At 39.9% G+C, this 17,445-nt stretch carries 19 protein-coding genes; 8 read left to right on the plus strand and 11 right to left on the minus strand.

Annotation, left to right across the window (positions count from 1 at the left end):
• The first annotated feature begins 150 nt into the window (after positions 1 to 150).
• Complete coding sequence (locus AN395_RS03660) at positions 151 to 624, plus strand: hotdog fold domain-containing protein (RefSeq protein WP_029773430.1); 474 nt, start codon at positions 151 to 153, stop codon at positions 622 to 624.
• A gap of 7 nt (positions 625 to 631) precedes the next feature.
• Here the strand turns inward: AN395_RS03660 and AN395_RS03665 are convergent, their stop codons facing one another.
• The 3 genes from AN395_RS03665 to AN395_RS03675 form a co-directional block, all read right to left on the minus strand.
• Positions 632 to 1,123, minus strand: coding sequence for a polymer-forming cytoskeletal protein (locus tag AN395_RS03665; protein WP_004587381.1), 492 nt, complete (start codon positions 1,121 to 1,123; stop codon positions 632 to 634).
• On the minus strand, positions 1,113 to 2,276 hold the full coding sequence (locus AN395_RS03670) for a M23 family metallopeptidase (RefSeq protein ID WP_054982148.1): 1,164 nt from the start codon (positions 2,274 to 2,276) through the stop codon (positions 1,113 to 1,115). The genes AN395_RS03665 and AN395_RS03670 overlap by 11 nt, the downstream gene beginning before the upstream one ends.
• Before the next feature lie 138 nt (positions 2,277 to 2,414).
• Positions 2,415 to 2,735: a YebG family protein gene (locus AN395_RS03675; protein ID WP_054982149.1), complete on the minus strand. Its 321-nt coding sequence runs from the start codon at positions 2,733 to 2,735 to the stop codon at positions 2,415 to 2,417.
• 345 nt (positions 2,736 to 3,080) lie between these two features.
• Between AN395_RS03675 and AN395_RS03680 the strand changes: the two genes are divergently transcribed.
• Complete coding sequence (locus AN395_RS03680; protein WP_054982150.1) at positions 3,081 to 3,377, plus strand: ComEA family DNA-binding protein; 297 nt, start codon at positions 3,081 to 3,083, stop codon at positions 3,375 to 3,377.
• Between the two features lie 11 nt (positions 3,378 to 3,388).
• On the opposite strand, the gene AN395_RS03685 is transcribed toward AN395_RS03680, so the two are convergent.
• Both AN395_RS03685 and dsbB read right to left on the minus strand, forming a co-directional pair.
• On the minus strand, positions 3,389 to 3,691 hold the full coding sequence (locus AN395_RS03685; RefSeq protein WP_054982151.1) for a DUF6170 family protein: 303 nt from the start codon (positions 3,689 to 3,691) through the stop codon (positions 3,389 to 3,391).
• Between the two features lies 1 nt (position 3,692).
• Positions 3,693 to 4,211, minus strand: a complete 519-nt coding sequence (dsbB, locus tag AN395_RS03690; protein WP_004587376.1) for a disulfide bond formation protein DsbB — start codon at positions 4,209 to 4,211, stop codon at positions 3,693 to 3,695.
• 521 nt (positions 4,212 to 4,732) lie between these two features.
• Between dsbB and fadR the strand changes: the two genes are divergently transcribed.
• Both fadR and AN395_RS03700 read left to right on the plus strand, forming a co-directional pair.
• Positions 4,733 to 5,446 (plus strand): fatty acid metabolism transcriptional regulator FadR, encoded by a 714-nt coding sequence (gene fadR / locus AN395_RS03695; RefSeq protein WP_004587375.1) that lies wholly within the window; start codon positions 4,733 to 4,735, stop codon positions 5,444 to 5,446.
• A gap of 235 nt (positions 5,447 to 5,681) precedes the next feature.
• Positions 5,682 to 6,287 (plus strand): peroxiredoxin, encoded by a 606-nt coding sequence (locus AN395_RS03700; protein WP_004587374.1) that lies wholly within the window; start codon positions 5,682 to 5,684, stop codon positions 6,285 to 6,287.
• An 87-nt stretch (positions 6,288 to 6,374) separates the two neighbouring features.
• On the opposite strand, the gene AN395_RS03705 is transcribed toward AN395_RS03700, so the two are convergent.
• Complete coding sequence (locus AN395_RS03705; protein WP_054982152.1) at positions 6,375 to 8,966, minus strand: TonB-dependent receptor; 2,592 nt, start codon at positions 8,964 to 8,966, stop codon at positions 6,375 to 6,377.
• Between the two features lie 378 nt (positions 8,967 to 9,344).
• Entirely contained in the window at positions 9,345 to 9,824 is a 480-nt protein-coding gene (gene smpB, locus AN395_RS03710; RefSeq protein ID WP_004587371.1) for an SsrA-binding protein SmpB, read from the minus strand.
• Between the two features lie 145 nt (positions 9,825 to 9,969).
• On the opposite strand from smpB, the gene AN395_RS03715 reads away from it, so the two are divergent.
• Positions 9,970 to 10,407, plus strand: coding sequence for a type II toxin-antitoxin system RatA family toxin (locus tag AN395_RS03715; RefSeq protein WP_054982153.1), 438 nt, complete (start codon positions 9,970 to 9,972; stop codon positions 10,405 to 10,407).
• Positions 10,407 to 10,724 carry an RnfH family protein gene (locus AN395_RS03720; protein WP_054982154.1) on the plus strand — a complete coding sequence of 106 codons (318 nt, stop codon included), beginning with the start codon at positions 10,407 to 10,409 and terminating at the stop codon, positions 10,722 to 10,724. Before AN395_RS03715 ends, AN395_RS03720 begins: the two co-directional genes overlap by 1 nt.
• A gap of 65 nt (positions 10,725 to 10,789) precedes the next feature.
• Here AN395_RS03720 and AN395_RS03725 read toward each other — a convergent pair whose 3' ends face one another.
• Positions 10,790 to 11,149 (minus strand): outer membrane protein assembly factor BamE, encoded by a 360-nt coding sequence (locus AN395_RS03725; RefSeq protein WP_004587368.1) that lies wholly within the window; start codon positions 11,147 to 11,149, stop codon positions 10,790 to 10,792.
• A 107-nt stretch (positions 11,150 to 11,256) separates the two neighbouring features.
• Between AN395_RS03725 and AN395_RS03730 the strand changes: the two genes are divergently transcribed.
• Positions 11,257 to 11,571 carry a GIY-YIG nuclease family protein gene (locus tag AN395_RS03730; protein ID WP_054982155.1) on the plus strand — a complete coding sequence of 105 codons (315 nt, stop codon included), beginning with the start codon at positions 11,257 to 11,259 and terminating at the stop codon, positions 11,569 to 11,571.
• Here AN395_RS03730 and AN395_RS03735 read toward each other — a convergent pair.
• From AN395_RS03735 to ilvC, 3 genes are all read right to left on the minus strand, one after another.
• Positions 11,557 to 12,735 (minus strand): tetratricopeptide repeat protein, encoded by a 1,179-nt coding sequence (locus tag AN395_RS03735; protein ID WP_054982156.1) that lies wholly within the window; start codon positions 12,733 to 12,735, stop codon positions 11,557 to 11,559. The genes AN395_RS03730 and AN395_RS03735 overlap by 15 nt on opposite strands.
• A gap of 79 nt (positions 12,736 to 12,814) precedes the next feature.
• Entirely contained in the window at positions 12,815 to 14,734 is a 1,920-nt protein-coding gene (locus tag AN395_RS03740; RefSeq protein ID WP_054982655.1) for a methyl-accepting chemotaxis protein, read from the minus strand.
• A gap of 164 nt (positions 14,735 to 14,898) precedes the next feature.
• Positions 14,899 to 16,371 (minus strand): ketol-acid reductoisomerase, encoded by a 1,473-nt coding sequence (ilvC, locus tag AN395_RS03745; RefSeq protein WP_029773436.1) that lies wholly within the window; start codon positions 16,369 to 16,371, stop codon positions 14,899 to 14,901.
• A gap of 139 nt (positions 16,372 to 16,510) precedes the next feature.
• Between ilvC and ilvY the strand changes: the two genes are divergently transcribed.
• Positions 16,511 to 17,416 (plus strand): HTH-type transcriptional activator IlvY, encoded by a 906-nt coding sequence (ilvY, locus tag AN395_RS03750; protein WP_054982157.1) that lies wholly within the window; start codon positions 16,511 to 16,513, stop codon positions 17,414 to 17,416.
• The last annotated feature ends 29 nt before the right edge of the window (positions 17,417 to 17,445 follow it).

Raw genomic sequence — 17,445 nt, forward strand, 5'->3', positions numbered from 1 at the left:
GCATATAAAAAAGAAAGGGCTTATGAGTGAGCCACGCTTTATTGTGATAAATATTTCATGACATTAGGATTAACAGCGCGGTGAATTGCGCTTTTTTTAACTGGTCTGATGTGTTAGTTTGGATTTATAAACACAAAATGGGAAATAACAATGAGTAATAAATCAGCCCTTTTAAAAACCTGGCTTAAATTTAAACGCTTACCTTTTGGCAATTGGTTGTTTAGCAAAGCGGTATGCATAAAAGCCCCGTATTTTGGCTCAATGAAACCTTACGTGCTCGATTTAAGAGAAGGGCACTGTAGCGCTGTCGTAAAAAACCGTCGTAGTGTGCATAACCATATTGGGACTATTCATGCTATTGCACAATGTAACTTAGCTGAGCTGTGTGCTGGTGTAATGGTAGATGCCACCGTGCCTTATAAAACGCATCGCTGGATCCCAAAAGGAATGACGGTACACTATTTAGCAAAGGTTGATACCGATGTAACTGCTATTGCAGAAATCGACTTGCCTCGCCAATGGGTAGATAAAGAAGATTTAGTGGTGCCAGTTAAGCTTTACAATACCCGCAATGAACTGGTGTTCACTGCAGATATTACGATGTACATAACCGAGAAAAAGTAATGAGCGCTTAATTAGATTTGGCTTTATCAGCGGCTTGCTTATTAACAAACGACAAGTCGCTATCAGCATCATCAAGCAAAGTTTTTACTTCTTTAGCCGGCTTTAAATCTTCGCTAATAAGTTCCGGTTCTTCTTTTTCAAAGCGCTGTTTTAAGCTGCCTTCAATAATGGCTCCCGCATCAATACTTAGTGTATCGTGAAAAACATCGCCATGTACGTGAGCACTGCTTTGAATATTCACTTCACTTGCGTTTAGTGAGCCAATAATTTTGCCTTTTACAATTACACTTTTAGCTTCAACCACACCTTCAACAATGCCGGTAGAGCCAATTACCAAGTGCTCTGCCTTTATATCGCCATCAATTCGGCCATCTAGCTGCACTTCGCCCTGGCTTGTAAGTGTGCCAGTTAAGCGCACATCTTCAGAAATAATAGAAGGGGTATGATTTACTCTTTTTAACGTAGTTTGACTACTAGGTTGCTTTTTTTTACCGAACACGAGAAAGCGCCTTTGTTATTTTTAGAGGATTGACATGTTTGCCATCGAGTAACACTTCATAGTGTAAGTGGGTGCTGGTACTTCTGCCAGTACTGCCCATTAATCCAATTACCTCATTTTTAGCAATTGTTTGGCCTTTTTTCACTTTAATTTTATTTAAGTGGCCAAAACGGGTGACCAAGCCATTTTTGTGCTCTAGCTCGATAAAGTTACCATAGCCGCCATTTTTACCAGCGCGCAAAACACGTGCATCAGCAGGGGCAAAAATTTCGGTTTTATGCCAGCCGGCTAAATCAACACCTTTGTGAAAAGCGCGGCGGTTGTTCATCGGATCTTTACGTAACCCAAAGTTGCTCGAAATATAGTATTTAGCCGCAGGCAAGGGCAGTGAGTTAGGCAGCTCTGTTAAAAAGTTTTCAAGGTTGTTAAGTAATAATAGCTTATCAACAATGGCTAAAAACTGCCCTGGTATTTTAGTTTCGTCAAATACATCTAACGGGCCACCTTGCGCACTGGTTTGTGCGCCCAGTGCTAAATGTTGTTCAAGGGCTGATTCTAAGCCTGCGCCTTTTAACATCGCTAAAATTGCATCATGGCGTTTATTAATTTGCGCATCAATAAGCGCAAAATTGTGCTCGTAGTATTTATTTAAGCGCTCGTAACGTGCGGCAAAAGTGATTGGCGTTAGAAGGCTGGCATGTTTGTCTTTCGGCTCTTCATCTACAAGTGGTTCATGAAACTCGCCTTTGTCTTGATTAACAGGCGACTCAAGTTGTTCTTCTAGTTTTATTGTTTCTTTACTAATAGATGCGGGGAGGGATTCAATCATACCTTGCAAAAGTGCTTGCTTTTGCTCTAGTACAGCAAGTTGTTCTAATTGCTTAGCGTGCAGTGCTTTTTGTTCTTGGACCTGTTTTTGCCACGCTTGTTGTTTGTCAATTTGGCTTTGTTCTATGTTGGTAATTTTATTTGTTTGGCTATAAACACGAAAACTAGAAATACCGACCCAAGTAATAGTGCCTAAAATAAGCAGTACTGTAAAAAGCTGAAACCAAGGCGCCAAAACAACATGCTTAACTTCGCCATTTTGACGAATAAGCAACTGACGGGCTGGGAAAAATTTTTGGTAAAAAGACTTAATAAATACTGACATGGCACATAAACACTCGCTATTAACCGGATTAATGTATCAATTTCAGTCTAAAAAGCCAGAAAAAATTTGTAACTGTTCAAAAATTAATAAAAAAGGGCTGCTATTTAGTAGCAGCCCTTTATTTAAAATAGTCACAAATTAGCTAGCTTGTTGCTCATCGTTATCTTTTATTGATGCTATGTTGTCGGCTTTTTTAGCTTTAGCTTTAGCTGTACTTTTTGTTGTGGGCTCTTTTGCGCCTTTTAACACCGCCATAAAGTCATCTTTACTCTTTGCAATTTCAAGCGCAAGCGATTCAACCTGTTGCTCGCTCAGTGGCACATCTACTTTTTCCAGCATTACTTCAAGCGATTCTGCTATATCGAGCATTTTGTCATAGGCATCCGCTTCTTTTTTAGTAGTAAACGTCATTCGCTCAACTCCGTTTCGTTCTACAACATATTTAACAACAACAGCCATGATCTCTCCTGCTTGATTGCGTGGTAATGTGGTTACTGACCCGTAGGTCACTGTTTTTATATACAGTAAGTGTTTGTGTGTAAAATTGCAAGTATTCGGTGCATTTTTAGCTTGTCATCAATTTGACAAAAAAGCGTAACTTTACTTTAGTTAAGCAATCACTTGTTGTACCAGCTGCATTTTAGGTTTTCGGATTTAGGTGATTATGCACTGGAAATAATATAAGTGATGCGCGTTGCTCCTTATTTAACATTATTTCCTCAAATAAAAATTAAGTACATATTTAAAGCCAAATTAGCCGTTTAACTATAACGCTTTGGTATAAACAAAAATAAGGAATAACAAATGAAAAATCTATTAACGCTACTTATTATTAGCTTTTTAAGCTTTAGCGCGTTTACCCACGCTAACCCTGTTGAAGATAAGCCTATGGTTGAAATGCCGCAAGCGCCGGTTATTAATATTAATAGTGCCGATTCAGAAATGCTGGCCAAGTTACCTGGTATTGGTAAGAAAAAAGCGCAGGCTATTGTTGATTACAGGGTTGAAAATGGCGAATTTGACCAGCTGAGCGATTTAGCTAACGTAAAAGGAATAGGTAAAAAGCTTGTAGCTAAACTAGAAGGAAAAGTGTCTTTATAATAGGCAGGGCGCTAAGCGCCCTGTGAATACTGCTCAAGTGCTTTGGCTAAATATTTTTTAGCGAAGTTTATTTCAATCGGGGTGGTTAAAAGCGGGTAAAACAGGCCACCTAAAATTAAAAAGGGAATGAGTTCCCACCCTTTAAAAACAGTAAATAACAAAAACAATGGGCTGAGCAATATCAGCTTTACTATTCTTAATAACACTCTATCGGTAGCAGGTAGCATACTTAGCGCAATAGCAACAACGGCTTGTCGTTGCCTCACTTTAAGGTGCTTTAGTTCAGGCAGCTGACTGGTAAAAAACGTAAACATATTAAATAGTCTTTTTAGTAAGTAAGCGAGTGGTAACAATTACAAAAAGCGTGATAGTAAATAACGCAAATAGTATTTCCATCCATGCTGGCATACTTAATCCCGCAAATTGCCAATCGATATTACCGCAATCCCCTGTGGCTTGAAAAAAGCTTGGGATCCATTCATGCAATGGCATAAATGAAGGAAAGTTTGGCTCAAACTCACAGCTAAATGCAAAGGGATCGGTGGTTGTTTGCATTTCAATGTGCTCACGTGCAATAAAGTAACCCCACACACTTGATACACCCCACACTAAATAAGCGATAGCGCGTACTAATTTACTTTGTGGTTTAGTTGCGCCAATAATGCCTGCCCCTAATAAGCCTAATACCGCAGTTCGCTGGTAAATACACATAATGCATGGAGCAAGTCCCATCTGGTATTGAAAAAACAGTGCGGTGACTTCTAATAAAAATACAATGCCTGTAAATAGTAGCCATGGAGTACGTTGAGTAGGGAGTTGTGCTAGCCAGTTCATAAAAAATCCGCATTGAAATAAGACGTTGAATTATGTACTAGGATAAAGTAACGAGCAACAAAAAGGGTAAAAAAGCTACCGAAGTGGCTTTTTTTAAGATGAAATTAATAAGCGGTTATGGCCAATCCTATTTAGGGAAAGGTTAAGCTTTTTTGCTAAGTAAACATGTAATATAAGATTGGTTTGCTAAAAAGGCTTGATTAAACGTTACAGTTAACAGGCTCTGCTGTATGCAATATTTTGAATGTACTTGCTGCCGCACACGGGAATTATTGTAGTAATGCAATGGTGAAGCAAAAACAGCAATAGTATTAATGTACCTACTATGAATAGGGTTAATTTATTTAGCGAATTAGGCCTAATTTAAGCATGTTGAATTTTATTATTTACTATTGCGAAATTTTCAGCGGTTGGTTGGCACTTATATCAACGAGTTTACTTGTTAGTTATATTTCATCTGGTACAATCTGTCAGTTATTCGTATAAAACGATGAGTTGTGATTAATTCGAGTGGGAATTGAATGAGAATTTTTAAAGCTAAAAGCCCAGCAGGATTTGCTGAAGAGTATATAGTTGAATCTATCTGGAACGGCGATTTCCCTCCAGGTTCAATTCTACCTGCAGAGCGTGAGCTTTCTGAGTTAATTGGTGTAACCAGAACAACCTTACGTGAAGTACTGCAACGTTTAGCACGTGATGGCTGGCTAACTATTCAGCACGGCAAGCCAACCAGAGTGAATAACTTTTGGGAAACATCGGGTTTAAACATACTCGAAACGCTGGCGCGCTTAGATGAAGACAAAATGCCAGAGCTGACCGATCAGTTATTATCTGCACGTACTAATATTAGTGCTATTTATACCCGTGCAGCGATAAAGCTTAACCCTGAGCGTGTTATTGAGATTTTATCAAAAAGCGATGAACTTGAAGACACAGCGCAAGCTTTTGCAGATTACGATTACAAAGTACACCACGAATTAGCTGTCGCTGGTAATAACCGCATTTACGTACTTATACTTAACGGTTTTAGAGGGTTTTACTTTAAAATTGGTTGTCATTATTTCTCAGACGCAGGCACTCGCCAGTTAGCACGTCAATTTTATAAAGACCTAACAGTATTGGCTGAAAACCGTGAGCATGATGGCGCGATTTCAATGATGCGTAAGTTTGGCCATCAAACCGGTGAAATCTGGCAAAATATTAAAGGCGATATGCCTTCCGATATCATGGATTAACCCATTTTTAAAACCTGCAAATGCAGGTTTTTTTATAGGCGTAATAAAGTTTTAATATCTGTTCGGTATTTTCGATTGTGCACATCGCTAAATACGATTGTTCTTTTTTCCTTATTAAATTTAAAATGCCACGTAATTATGTGTTGGCGCTATTGTTTTTTAATTTTTAGCGCCCATATAAGTATCAGCATTGCGTATGCAATCGACAACAAACTCAAAATATTTGGAGAATAAAATGGGTGTATTAGTAGGCCGCCAGGCACCAGACTTTACCGCTGCAGCTGTACTAGGTAATGGTGAAATTGTAGATAGCTATAACCTTCATGAAACAATTAAAGGTAAAAAAGCAGTAATCTTCTTTTACCCACTAGATTTCACGTTTGTATGTCCTTCAGAACTTATCGCATTTGATAAGCGTTACGAAGAATTCCAAAAGCGTGGCGTAGAAGTAATTGGTGTTTCTATCGATTCACAATTCTCACACAACGCATGGCGTAACACTGCTGTAGCAGACGGCGGTATTGGTAAAGTTCAATACGCACTAGTTGCAGATGTTAAGCACGAAATTTGTAAAGCATACGATGTTGAGCACCCTGAAGCGGGCGTTGCATTTCGTGGCTCTTTCCTAATCGATGAAGAAGGTAACGTACGTCACCAAGTAGTGAACGACTTACCACTTGGTCGTAACATCGACGAAATGATCCGCATGGTTGACGCGCTAGCATTTCACAGCGAAAACGGCGAAGTATGTCCTGCTGGTTGGGAAGAAGGTAAAAAAGGTATGGACGCAAGCCCTGAAGGTGTTGCTAAGTTCCTATCTGAAAACGAAGGCGAGCTATAATTTAGCCCCTACGTTTTAATAAAAAAACCGCCTAATGGCGGTTTTTTTGTTTTTAATATAGCCCATTTAATAATGGGCTATATTAAATTAAAACGAGAAGGTTACTTTAGTGTAGAAGTAACGACCTCGTGGGTTGTGTACACCCGATGCATACCCATAAAGGTCGGCATCGCCATCACCAATGGCAAATGGTGGCTCTTCGTCGAATACGTTATTTACACCAAGCGACACTTTAGTTGCGTCACTTACACGGTAAGATGTTTGTAAATCTACCAGTGCTTGCGAGTCAACCATACGCGATGTATTGCTATCAAAGTCTAAATTACCGTCAAAGTCTATATCTGGGGTATCTTCAAACTCGCCTACGTAGCTAATATTTACGTTGGTATTAAATTGGCCAATTTCCCAGTTAGTAGAGAAAATCCAGCGGTGCTCTGGGTAATTGTATTCACCCGTGTAATCGCGGCCGTCTTTTTCAAACTTGTTTTGGTACGCCCATTCTAAGTTAAATTTAAGTAAGCCTAAATCATCCAGCGAATGGTTGTAATTTGCTGATAAATCAACACCTGACACTTCTTGCGAAGAGACGTTTTCAAAGGTGCTGTATATTTTTTGAATGGTGCCTAAGCTATTACCACCACTAGGTGCTAAGCGAACACACACCGTGCTATCTTGGTTATTACACTCAGAGTTATAAATTGGGCCAAATTCTTGTTCATCAATTTTATTATCTTGGGTAATACTCCACACATCTACGCTTAAACCAAACTCAGCAGAAGGTGCCCAAATAAAGCCAACGTTCCATGATTCTGACTCTTCGGCTTCTAAATCAGGGTTACCCGCAAATTCAATGTTGTAATCTAGCGCGTCACAATCAAGGCCAGTTGCTTCACAGCGATAAGTATCTACAAAAAACTGACTTTCTTGTGATGGACCTAAACCTACTTGTGCAAGCGATGGCGCTCTAAACCCTTGTGCCCATGAACCACGAATGGTTATTTCGTCGGTAGGTGCCCAACGTAAAGCGACTTTAGGGTTTGTTGTATTACCAAAGTCGCTGTAATCATCGTAACGGCCAGCGAGTTGTAGCTCTAGGTTTTCAGCAAGTGGGATTGAAAATTCCACATAGGCTGCGTATTGGTCGCGCTCTGCTGCAGCAGACACAGACTCAGTACCAAAAATTAAACCGCGCTGAAATTGGTCATCCGGTGTATCGGTTACATCTTCTTCACGGTATTCAATACCCGCGGCCATCATAACCACGTCATCACCAAAGCTGAATGCTTCACCAGAGATGTTAGCGTCGAATGAGGTCATATGAGACTCACCGCGGCGAACTAAGCTTGTGGTAATTCTGTCAATGACTTCTGGGCTGTTATAGGTGCCACCAAATGGGTTGTAGTTACCGGCATCAATCTCTTGTTGTAAAAAGTCGGTGCGAACCCAACCTTGCGAGCGATCGCCTGTTTGAAGTGATTTACTACGGCCTTTTTGAACTGCAGCTTCCCAGCTCCATTCGTTAATTTCGCCTCTTAGGCCAGCTACAAAGCGAAGCGTGTCTGATTCAATATCCCATTGGCGAGCGCCCGCATCAACCGTACGGTAACGGCCAATTTGAATATCTTCACCAAACGGGTTGTTAGGGTGGCTAGCAGGTACTGTTAAACCTGCATCTTCATCAAGTGGAGTAGGGGCACCGGCTGCAACTGAGGTATTATGCTGCACTGCCATTTCTAAAAAGCCGGTAATACCATTATCAAAATTGTATTCAAATTGAGAAATAGCACCTACGCGCTCAGACTCAGGGGCGATGTAGCCAAATGGGCCGTAATCAAATAAACAACTGTCGCTTGATGTGGCGTTTTCTGCAGGGCAATCTGGGTCAATTGTTTTTACACCATCAACATAAAAGTAGCCTGGAAAGCCACGAGAAGAGCGAAAGTCTTCGCCGCCATAAGGCGATTGGTTAGCGGTGCCTAAGCTGCCCATTTCATCTGACGAAAGCGAGGTGTTTTTAAAGTAATCAATAATAATTGATGCGCTGCTTTTTTCGCTAGTTGTACCCCATACTAAACTTGCTGTTGTTTCTTCGTAATTAGGGCCATCGGTACCACCGTAGCCTAAGTTTAGTTCAACGCCATCTATGTCTTTTTTCAAAATAACGTTGACTACGCCCGCTACTGCATCAGAGCCATAAATTGCTGATGCGCCATCTTTTAAAATATCAATGCGTTCAATTGCCGATACCGGAATACTATTAATATCGACAAATGAGTTTGTTATACCTTCGGCAAAGGCACTAATAGCCACACGGCGGCCGTTGATTAGTACCAATGTAGCATCAGCACCTAAACCACGTAGGCTGACCGCGGCAGAACCATTTGCAGTTGAATCTTGGTTGTTGCCGCGTGTTGAGAAAGTACCGCTGCCTGCCACAGGCATTCTTTCGAGGAGTTGTTGAAGGTTATCGTAACCCATGTTTTCGATATCTGCTCTGCCAATAGATTGAACTGGCGAAGGCCCTTCGATATCGGTGCGTTTTATGCGCGAACCTGTTACTTCAATGCGTTCTACTTTTTTTGCTTCTTCAGCAGCATAAGCTGTTGTTGTAAACCCTGCTGAAAGTGCGATTGTAGCACCTGCAATTATGCTAGGTGTAAATGCAATTGATTGCTTCATCCTTAAGTCCTTGTTGATATGTTATAAATTTAGTTGCTTAACAAGCGCTGATATTAATATCATGTAACTTAAGTGTTATCAATCTACACCCTTTGCGATTTTAGTATGAGTTTTTGTAGGGTGTTGAGGGAAAAATATTCAATAATAGAAACAACGAAAAGGGATAGACAAGGCTAAATTACTCGCTTTATACCATAAAATTTGCACACTAGAATGGGCAGGCATCTAAAGAAATTAAAAAAATAAATAAAGTGTAATAATTTATTTATATCACGCACAGGGATGAATTAAATAAAGCTGAGGGTAATTTGATCAGGTTGTTTTAAATTTAACCGGTGAGAAATTAAAAAAAACGCCTAAATAAATTAGGCGTTGTGTTTATACTTTATGTTTCATGAGGCGTTCTTTCTCACGCGACCAATCTTTATTTTTGCCGTCTTCACGTTTGTCATGCATTTTTTTACCTTTTGCTAAGTGAAATTCAAGTTTCACCCAACATTTTTTCCAATACATGGCAGTGGCAACAAGTGAGTAGCCATCTCGTTCAGTGGCACCGACTAATCTATCAAGCTCTTTGCGGCTTAATAACAGTTTACGGTATCGCATTGGATCGCAAATAACATGAGTCGAGGCGCTATTTAAAGGCTGAATTTGACTGCCTAATAAAAAAGCTTCGCCATTTTTAAGATGAATATAAGTTTCTGAGATGTTTACCTTACCAGCTCGGATACTTTTTACTTCCCAGCCCTGTAGTTCAACACCTGCTTCAAACTTGTCGTGTAAAAAATACTCATGACGCGCTTTTTTGTTAAGCGCGATGGTATTACTGTTCGATTTTGATGATTTGTTCTTAGCCATAGTGCCCTATAATATACGTATTAAGAGATGTTTTACATCGATTTTTTATATGTGCCTTTAAAATAATCTGGTGAACTTAAGACCATGAAAATTTGGGGAAACGCGCAAAGCTTGCTAAAATTCGCCCACACAGTTGGGAGTGAGTATGCCACAAATAGAAAAAAGTGCGCTGGTTATGTACAGCACTAAAGAGATGTTTGACCTAGTTAATGATGTAGAAGCTTATCCGCAGTTTTTACCTAATTGCTCAGACTCTAAAATCGTTTCGCAGCACAATAATAACATGACCGCGAGTTTAGAAATATCCAAGGCGGGTATAAAAAAGTGGTTTACCACTGAAAACACCTTTATTGACGAGCAAACCGTGCAATTAAGGCTGGTTGATGGACCATTTAAAACTCTTAAAGGGCGTTGGCATTTTCAAGCGTTAGATAAAAAAGCCTGTAAAGTTGAGTTTAAGCTTGAATTTGAATTCTCTAGCAAGCTTATAGAGTTGGCGTTTGGTAAAATATTTAATGATGTAGCTAAAAATATGGTTAGCGCATTCACGCAACGTGCAAAAGATGTATACGGAGCAAGATAATGATTAGCGTTGAGATAGTTTTTGCATTACCGACTAAAGCAACCACATTAAGGGTGGAAGTAGCGCAAGGAACCACAGCCGAACAAGCTGTTATTCAATCGGGGATCATTGAAAAGTGCCCTGAAATAGACCCAACTGCGCTTACTTTAGGTGTATGGAATAGAACAGTAAAAGCGCATTACGAATTAAAAGATGGCGACAGAATAGAAATTTATCGTCCACTAATTGCAGACCCTAAAGATGCTCGAAGAAAGCGTGCTGAAAAAGCAAAAGAGGAAGGCCGAGCAAATAAAGTTACCGGTGGGCGTCCTTTATAAAGGTCATTAATGTAGTTAATAAAAAAGGTGAGCCATGCTCACCTTTTTTTTAATAACTAAAGCGTTTACTGCTCTAGCGGAGTATCAAAGTTTTCTGGTTGATCATAATCACCCGAAACAGCAACTAGTTGATCATTTTCAAATTTAACCAGCAACTCTTTATGCTGCTCATTATCGCGGCCTTTGTTAAAGCTGTACACATAACGCCAGGTACTATTATCAAACGCATCTTCTGCTATTGGACGACCTAATACATAAATAACTTGCTCTCGTGTCATGTTTACACGAAGCTTATCTACATCTGATTGCTCTAAAAAGTTACCCTGTGGGATATTGATTCTATATACCCAGCTAGAACAACCGGCTAAAGAGCTGAATGTGAGAGCAACGATAAGCCAAAGAGAAAAAGTTTTTAACGACTGCATTGTTAGTTGTGATCCTTATTTTTTATAATCTGCATGATACCGATTAGTCACTGAAGGTAAAACCCTTTTAAGAAATTGTTTTTAGTTACGAGGGTTAGGGCAACGTTTTGACCACAAACAAACAAAAAAGTTTAAGTATAAATATAAGCAAAGCACACAAAGTACCCTCAACGTGGTATTTGTATATAGTGCAAACGCGTTTAGGCCACTGGTATACAGGTATAACAACCAATGTTGATAAGCGCTTAGCCACGCATCAAGCGGGTAAAGGCGCAAAAAACTTAAAAGGCAAAGGCCCTTTAGTTTTAATTCATCAACAAAAGGTGGGCTCAAAAAGCGAAGCCAGTAAGTTAGAGTGGCAAATTAAAAAATTAAGTAGGGCCCAAAAAGAGCACTACGTACAACAGCTAATGACTAAGTGAAGCTGTGGCATTTTTTAATGCTTTTAATTTATTACGATAGCGGGCTTTGTCATAGTTAAACTCGGCGTTTATACCCGCTAAACGCATATAATGTGTTGCCTGCTTTATATTGCCGGTAAAATAATATGCTCGCGCAAGGCCAAAGTGGCTTTCGTGTAACTCAGCGTCAATTTTATAAGCGCTTTTAAAATGCTTAATCGCTTGAGAGTAATTTTTAAGTACCAGTTCACTATTACCCAATGATATATGGTAATACGGGTTAGCTTGGCGCTTTTTATTGAGCTGTTTTAGCATTTGCTGACCTTGTTTAGCGCGGTTACTTAAGGTGTACAGCACAGCGAGATTACCTATGGCTGTATGGTTATTTTTATCAAGCAATAAAGCATAGTTATATGCCTGTTCAGCTTCTTTTAAATAATTAAGCTGCCTAAATACAATACCTAAATTCCCCCAGCCACCACTGTATAATGGGGCGGCTTCAACGGCGGCACTAAAGTAGCTATAAGCTAAATTATAATTTTTATTTACTAACGCTTGAGCGCCTTTATTGTTATAAAACATAGCCGTAACAAACTCTTTGCTTATTGGGCTGGTTTTAAAGCGTTGTTTTCTTATATTCGGGTCGAAGTCTATGGTTAACTGTTTATCACGTTGATAAACCATTGTGGCTGGTATTGTTTGCATAAGCGCATTGTCAATTGATAAATTAATATGCCCTGTCAGTAAATTAACCCCTTTATTCATTGCCCAATATTCAGGAATATGAACCTTTTGAAAGCGCGCTTTTATACCTAAATAATCGGCTAAGCTATACGCTAATATCGATAACGACAGGCAATTAGCATTTAAATTAGCGTAGGTTTGCGATGCACTCAATGTGGCGCCACTTTGATAGGTTAATGAGTTATCGCCGTTTTTTAATAAAAAACTTAAAATACTGTTCGCTAAGTAATGCGCGCTGCGCTTACTGGTTAAGTGGGCATCAAGTTGGGAAGTGATTGTTTTGTCGAGCTTAAATATGTCTTGCTCGGTTTCGACGTTAATACGGTTAAATGTTGGATGGTTTGCTAGGGCAAGCGGCGGCGGTTCACGCACCGTGGTGTTACATGCGCTTAAATATAAGCAACTACTTAGTAATAATGCGTTAAAACAAGATATGTTCATAAACCACCTCCAACATATTACATCTATAAGTGTAGATGCAATATGCGCAGGTGGTTTATTAAAGTGTTACAAAACGTGTTTAGTGGTGTTTTTCAAAGGTGGCTACGAGTGCATCAAGGGCTTGAGCGCTATTTGCTAAATCGCGAATTGCTTGCTCGGTGTTTATTTGCTCATTCATAGCACGGTCACTAATTTCACTTATTTGCTCAATATTACGTCCTACATCAGCAACCACGTTACTTTGCTGCTCAGTTGCGGTGGCAATTAAAGTAGCCATGTCGTTTATTTGATTTGCTGTTTCGCTTATCGCATCAAGCAATTCAACAGAGCTTTGCATTGCGCCTACGCTTTGTTGGGCTTTTTGTTTAGATTGACTAATATCGTTTACTACATCTTCAGAAATAGTGGTTAGCTCTTCAATCATTGACTGAATTTCGGTGGTTGATTGCGAGGTACGATTAGCAAGCGCGCGTACTTCATCGGCCACCACTGCAAAGCCTCTACCATGCTCACCAGCCCGTGCCGATTCGATGGCTGCGTTTAAGGCCAGTAAATTAGTTTGCTCTGAAATGCCGCGAATAGAGTCAACAATACTCGCTATATCAATTGTTTTTTTAGAAAGCAGTGTTACTTGCTCGGTAATGCCGTCAATGTCAGTGGCAAGCGCTGAAATTGTAGCTTGGCTTTGCAGTACTTGCTGATGGCTTTGACTGGTGTTTTCTTGACTGCTTTGCGTTAACTTAGCTGCATTAGCCGCACTTTGTGCTATTTCTTGTACAGTTGCGCCCATTTCGTTAATGGCTGCAGCAACCGAAATGGTTTGCTCTTTTTGATTATCAATAGACTGCGAGTTGTTTTTTGCTTGTTCAAATACATGATTAGAACTTTGGCGTATTTCTGTACTTTCGTTGGCGACTTGCTTGATGGCAGTTTCAATTTTATGAATAAACTGGTTAAAGCCATGGCTTAAATTGTTTAGTTCTGGCTGATTAGACTCTGGCAAACGGTACGCTAAATTAGCATCGCCTGATCCTAAACGTGAGAACAGCCCGGCCATATCCGAAAGCGGTGACGCTAAAGAACGTGCTAACAAGTAACTTAGCATGCTAGCAACTAGGGCTATCACTAGCGTAAAGGTAAATATTTGCCACTCCAATGTACCTACTGTCGCAAACACCTCACTTTTAGGTACTTGGGCTAATACGTATAAGTCGGTATTGGCTATTGGCATGGCTGCTAAAAATGTGGCTTCGTTATTAAGTGATAATTCTGTAATTGCAAAACCAGAAGGGTTATACAAAGTACTATGAACATTACTGCCATAAAGTGTGTCTATGTTTACTTTAGCCACTTTATTTGCATCTTTATGTAACTGAATTAAGCCGCTTTTATCTGCAATAAACACAAAGCCAGTTTGCTCAATTTTAAATTGTTGTAATAGCTTTTGCATGTCGGTGATGCTTTTTGCAAGCCCCGCTAATCCAAGCCCATTTGTTTGTTGATGATTTACAAACATTTTTACATCAGTCGGGGATTCTTGATAAATACTGATTGAGTACGGATTATTTGAGTTGGTAAAGCCAAAAAACCACCCATCAGCCGCGTCGTTTTTAAGCACGCGTAAAAATCCGTGTTGGTTCCAATATTGTGCTGTATCACGGTTAGCCCACGACGCCGTTGCTAAATCAAACTGCTTTGCTACGCGGTTTAATTCTTTAAGCAGTAGTGTGTCGTCTTGGTTATTTGAGCGCGCCCACTCTAAGATAAATTCATTTGATGATAGTTGCTGAGCAGCACCTAGTAGTTCGTTTATTTCGCCACCAATTTGATTACTAATACTGTGTAATTTGCTGGGTAGCTCAGATTCAATCATACGTCGTTCTATAATATCTTCAGAGCTATATAAAGACGTTAAACCAATTAATGCAGCGACACAGATTGCAATGGTACTGCCTAAAATGGTGATTTTTTGAGTGATAGTTAGGTTTTTTATCGTCATATTATTTAACTTTACAACTAGGTAGATAGCCATGTTAGCACATTATTAATTAAGCGCTAATTATTGCAATATATCTAAAAGGGTATACTCGCTTTTTATTATTACTAGCACGAAAAAGCCCACAGCGTATGCATGTGGGCTTGGTTTCTAACAAGCGAAACTAGTTATACAATTTTCTTCATTGCTGACATGTAGCCGCGTAGTCTAGCGCCAACAATTTCAACAGGGTGCTCACGTAGTGCAGTGTTAATTTGAATCAATGTTTGGTTATCTACTTGGTTACTTTGCTCATTTAAGCCTTTACCAATAACATCGGTGTCGATGTTTTTCATAAAATCGGCCAATAATGGTAAACACGCATGGTTGTATAAGTAACAGCCGTATTCTGCAGTATCAGAAATAGTACGGTTCATTTCGAATAACTTTTTACGTGCTATTGTGTTAGCAATTAACGGTGTTTCGTGTAAAGACTCATAATAAGCCGACTCGTCAATAATGCCTGCTGCAGTCATGGTTTCAAATGCAAGCTCAACGCCCGCTTTAACCATAGCAACCATTAAAATACCGTTATCGAAAAACTCTTGCTCAGAGATTTCTACATCACCAGCAGGGGTTTTTTCAAAGTTAGTTTCGGCAGTTTCTGCACGCCATTTTAGTAAGTTTGCATCGTCGTTTGCCCAATCTTCCATCATTACGCGTGAGAAAGTACCGTCGATAATGTCATCTTGGTGCTTGTTATAAAGCGGGCGCATAATAACTTTAAGTTCTTCGCTTAGTTCAAATGCTTTTACTTTTGCAGGGTTTGATAAACGGTCAAGCATGTTAGTAACGCCGCCGTATTTAAGGGCTTCGGTAATTACTTCCCAGCCGTATTGAATTAGTTTTGATGCGTAACCCGCATCAATGCCTTTTTCAATCATTTTATCAAAACATAAAATTGAACCGGTTTGTAACATGCCACAAAGAATTGTTTGCTCGCCCATTAAGTCTGATTTAACTTCAGCGATAAACGATGACTTAAGTACACCGGCACGATGACCACCAGTACCCGCAGCGTAGGCTTTAGCTTGTGCTAAGCCGTGACCTTGTGGGTCGTTTTCTGGGTGAACAGCAATAAGAGTAGGTACACCAAAGCCGCGTTTGTATTCTTCGCGCACTTCAGAGCCAGGACACTTAGGAGCAACCATGATTACCGTAATGTCTTCACGAATTTGCATGCCTTCTTCAACAATATTAAAACCGTGCGAGTAAGCAAGTGTAGAGCCTTGTTTCATTAAAGGCATAATGGCAGTTACAACGGCCGTATGTTGCTTATCTGGTGTTAGGTTTAATACTACGTCAGCGCTCGGAATTAACTCTTCGTAGGTGCCTACAGTAAAACCGTTTTCAGATGCATTTAAGTATGACTGACGACGCTCATCAATTGCTGATTGACGTAACGTGTACGATACATCTAGGCCTGAGTCACGTAAGTTTAAACCTTGGTTAAGACCTTGTGCGCCACAGCCAACAATAACCAGCTTTTTACCTTTAAGTGCATCAACACCATCGGTAAATTCACTTGGGTCCATAAATTCACATTGCGCTAATTGAGCTAACTGCTCGCGTAAAGGTAAGGTATTAAAATAATTCGCCATGTTAGTGTCCTATAATTCGTGTTTGTTAGATGCAAAGCGTATTTGCTTTGCTTAAACACACCATAAAAAAAAACTTTGCTTGCGTAAAATGATATATTTGCACTAAAGTATTTCAAAAAATGAAACGTAGAGGCATATAATGGATCATAAGCATTTAAATTACTTTTTAGCGTTAGCTAAAACGCTCCATTTTGCCAGGGCGAGCGAGCTGTGCCATATAAGTGCACCTACTTTAAGTCGTAATATTAAGCAGCTTGAAGATGAGGTCGGCGTTGCTTTATTTATACGCGATAACCGAAGTGTAAAATTAACTAAAGAAGGGGAGTCGTTTATTGATTACGCCACCTCTACACTGGCTAATTGGCAGCGCTTTAAAACGAATGTGAAAGACCCAACCCAGCATATTTACGGTAATGTGAGTATTTATTGCTCAGTCACCGCCTCGTATAGTTTTTTGCATCAAATATTAGAACAACTCCGCGCGCAGCATCAGCATATAGAAATAACGCTAAATACCGGCGATCCGGCGTTGGCAATAAACCGAGTATTGGATGCCCATGAATCAATGGCTATTGCTGCACGGCCAAGTAAACTGCCTGCCCAAATTGCTTTTGTTAATATAGGCCACTCTCCACTGGTTCTTATTGGCCCTAAAATTCAATGCCCAATCAGCGAAAAAATAGCGAAAAACGCCCCACATATTGATTGGTCAGAACTGGAGTTTATTGTACCTGAGCAAGGTTTTTCTAGGCAGCGGTTAGAGCAGTGGTGGCGGAAAAATAATGTGCATGGAAAAATTTATGCACAAGTGGCTGGGCACGAAGCAATGGTGTCTATGGTGAGCCTAGGATTAGGTGTTGCCATGGTTCCCAAAATAGTGCTAGATAATAGTCCGCTACAAGACAAGGTAAACGTACTGCCCAGTGAAAATTACCAGCCAGAAGGGTTCGATATTGGTTTGGCGGTGCTAAAAAAAGAGCTTAACGACCCTGCAATCAGTGCATTATGGAATATTGCACAAACTTTAGGCGCAAATGTTATTTAAGCTTTTAACGATTAATATAATTCAGTAAA

The organism is Pseudoalteromonas sp. P1-30 (assembly GCF_001400005.1).
Classification (GTDB): domain Bacteria; phylum Pseudomonadota; class Gammaproteobacteria; order Enterobacterales; family Alteromonadaceae; genus Pseudoalteromonas; species Pseudoalteromonas atlantica.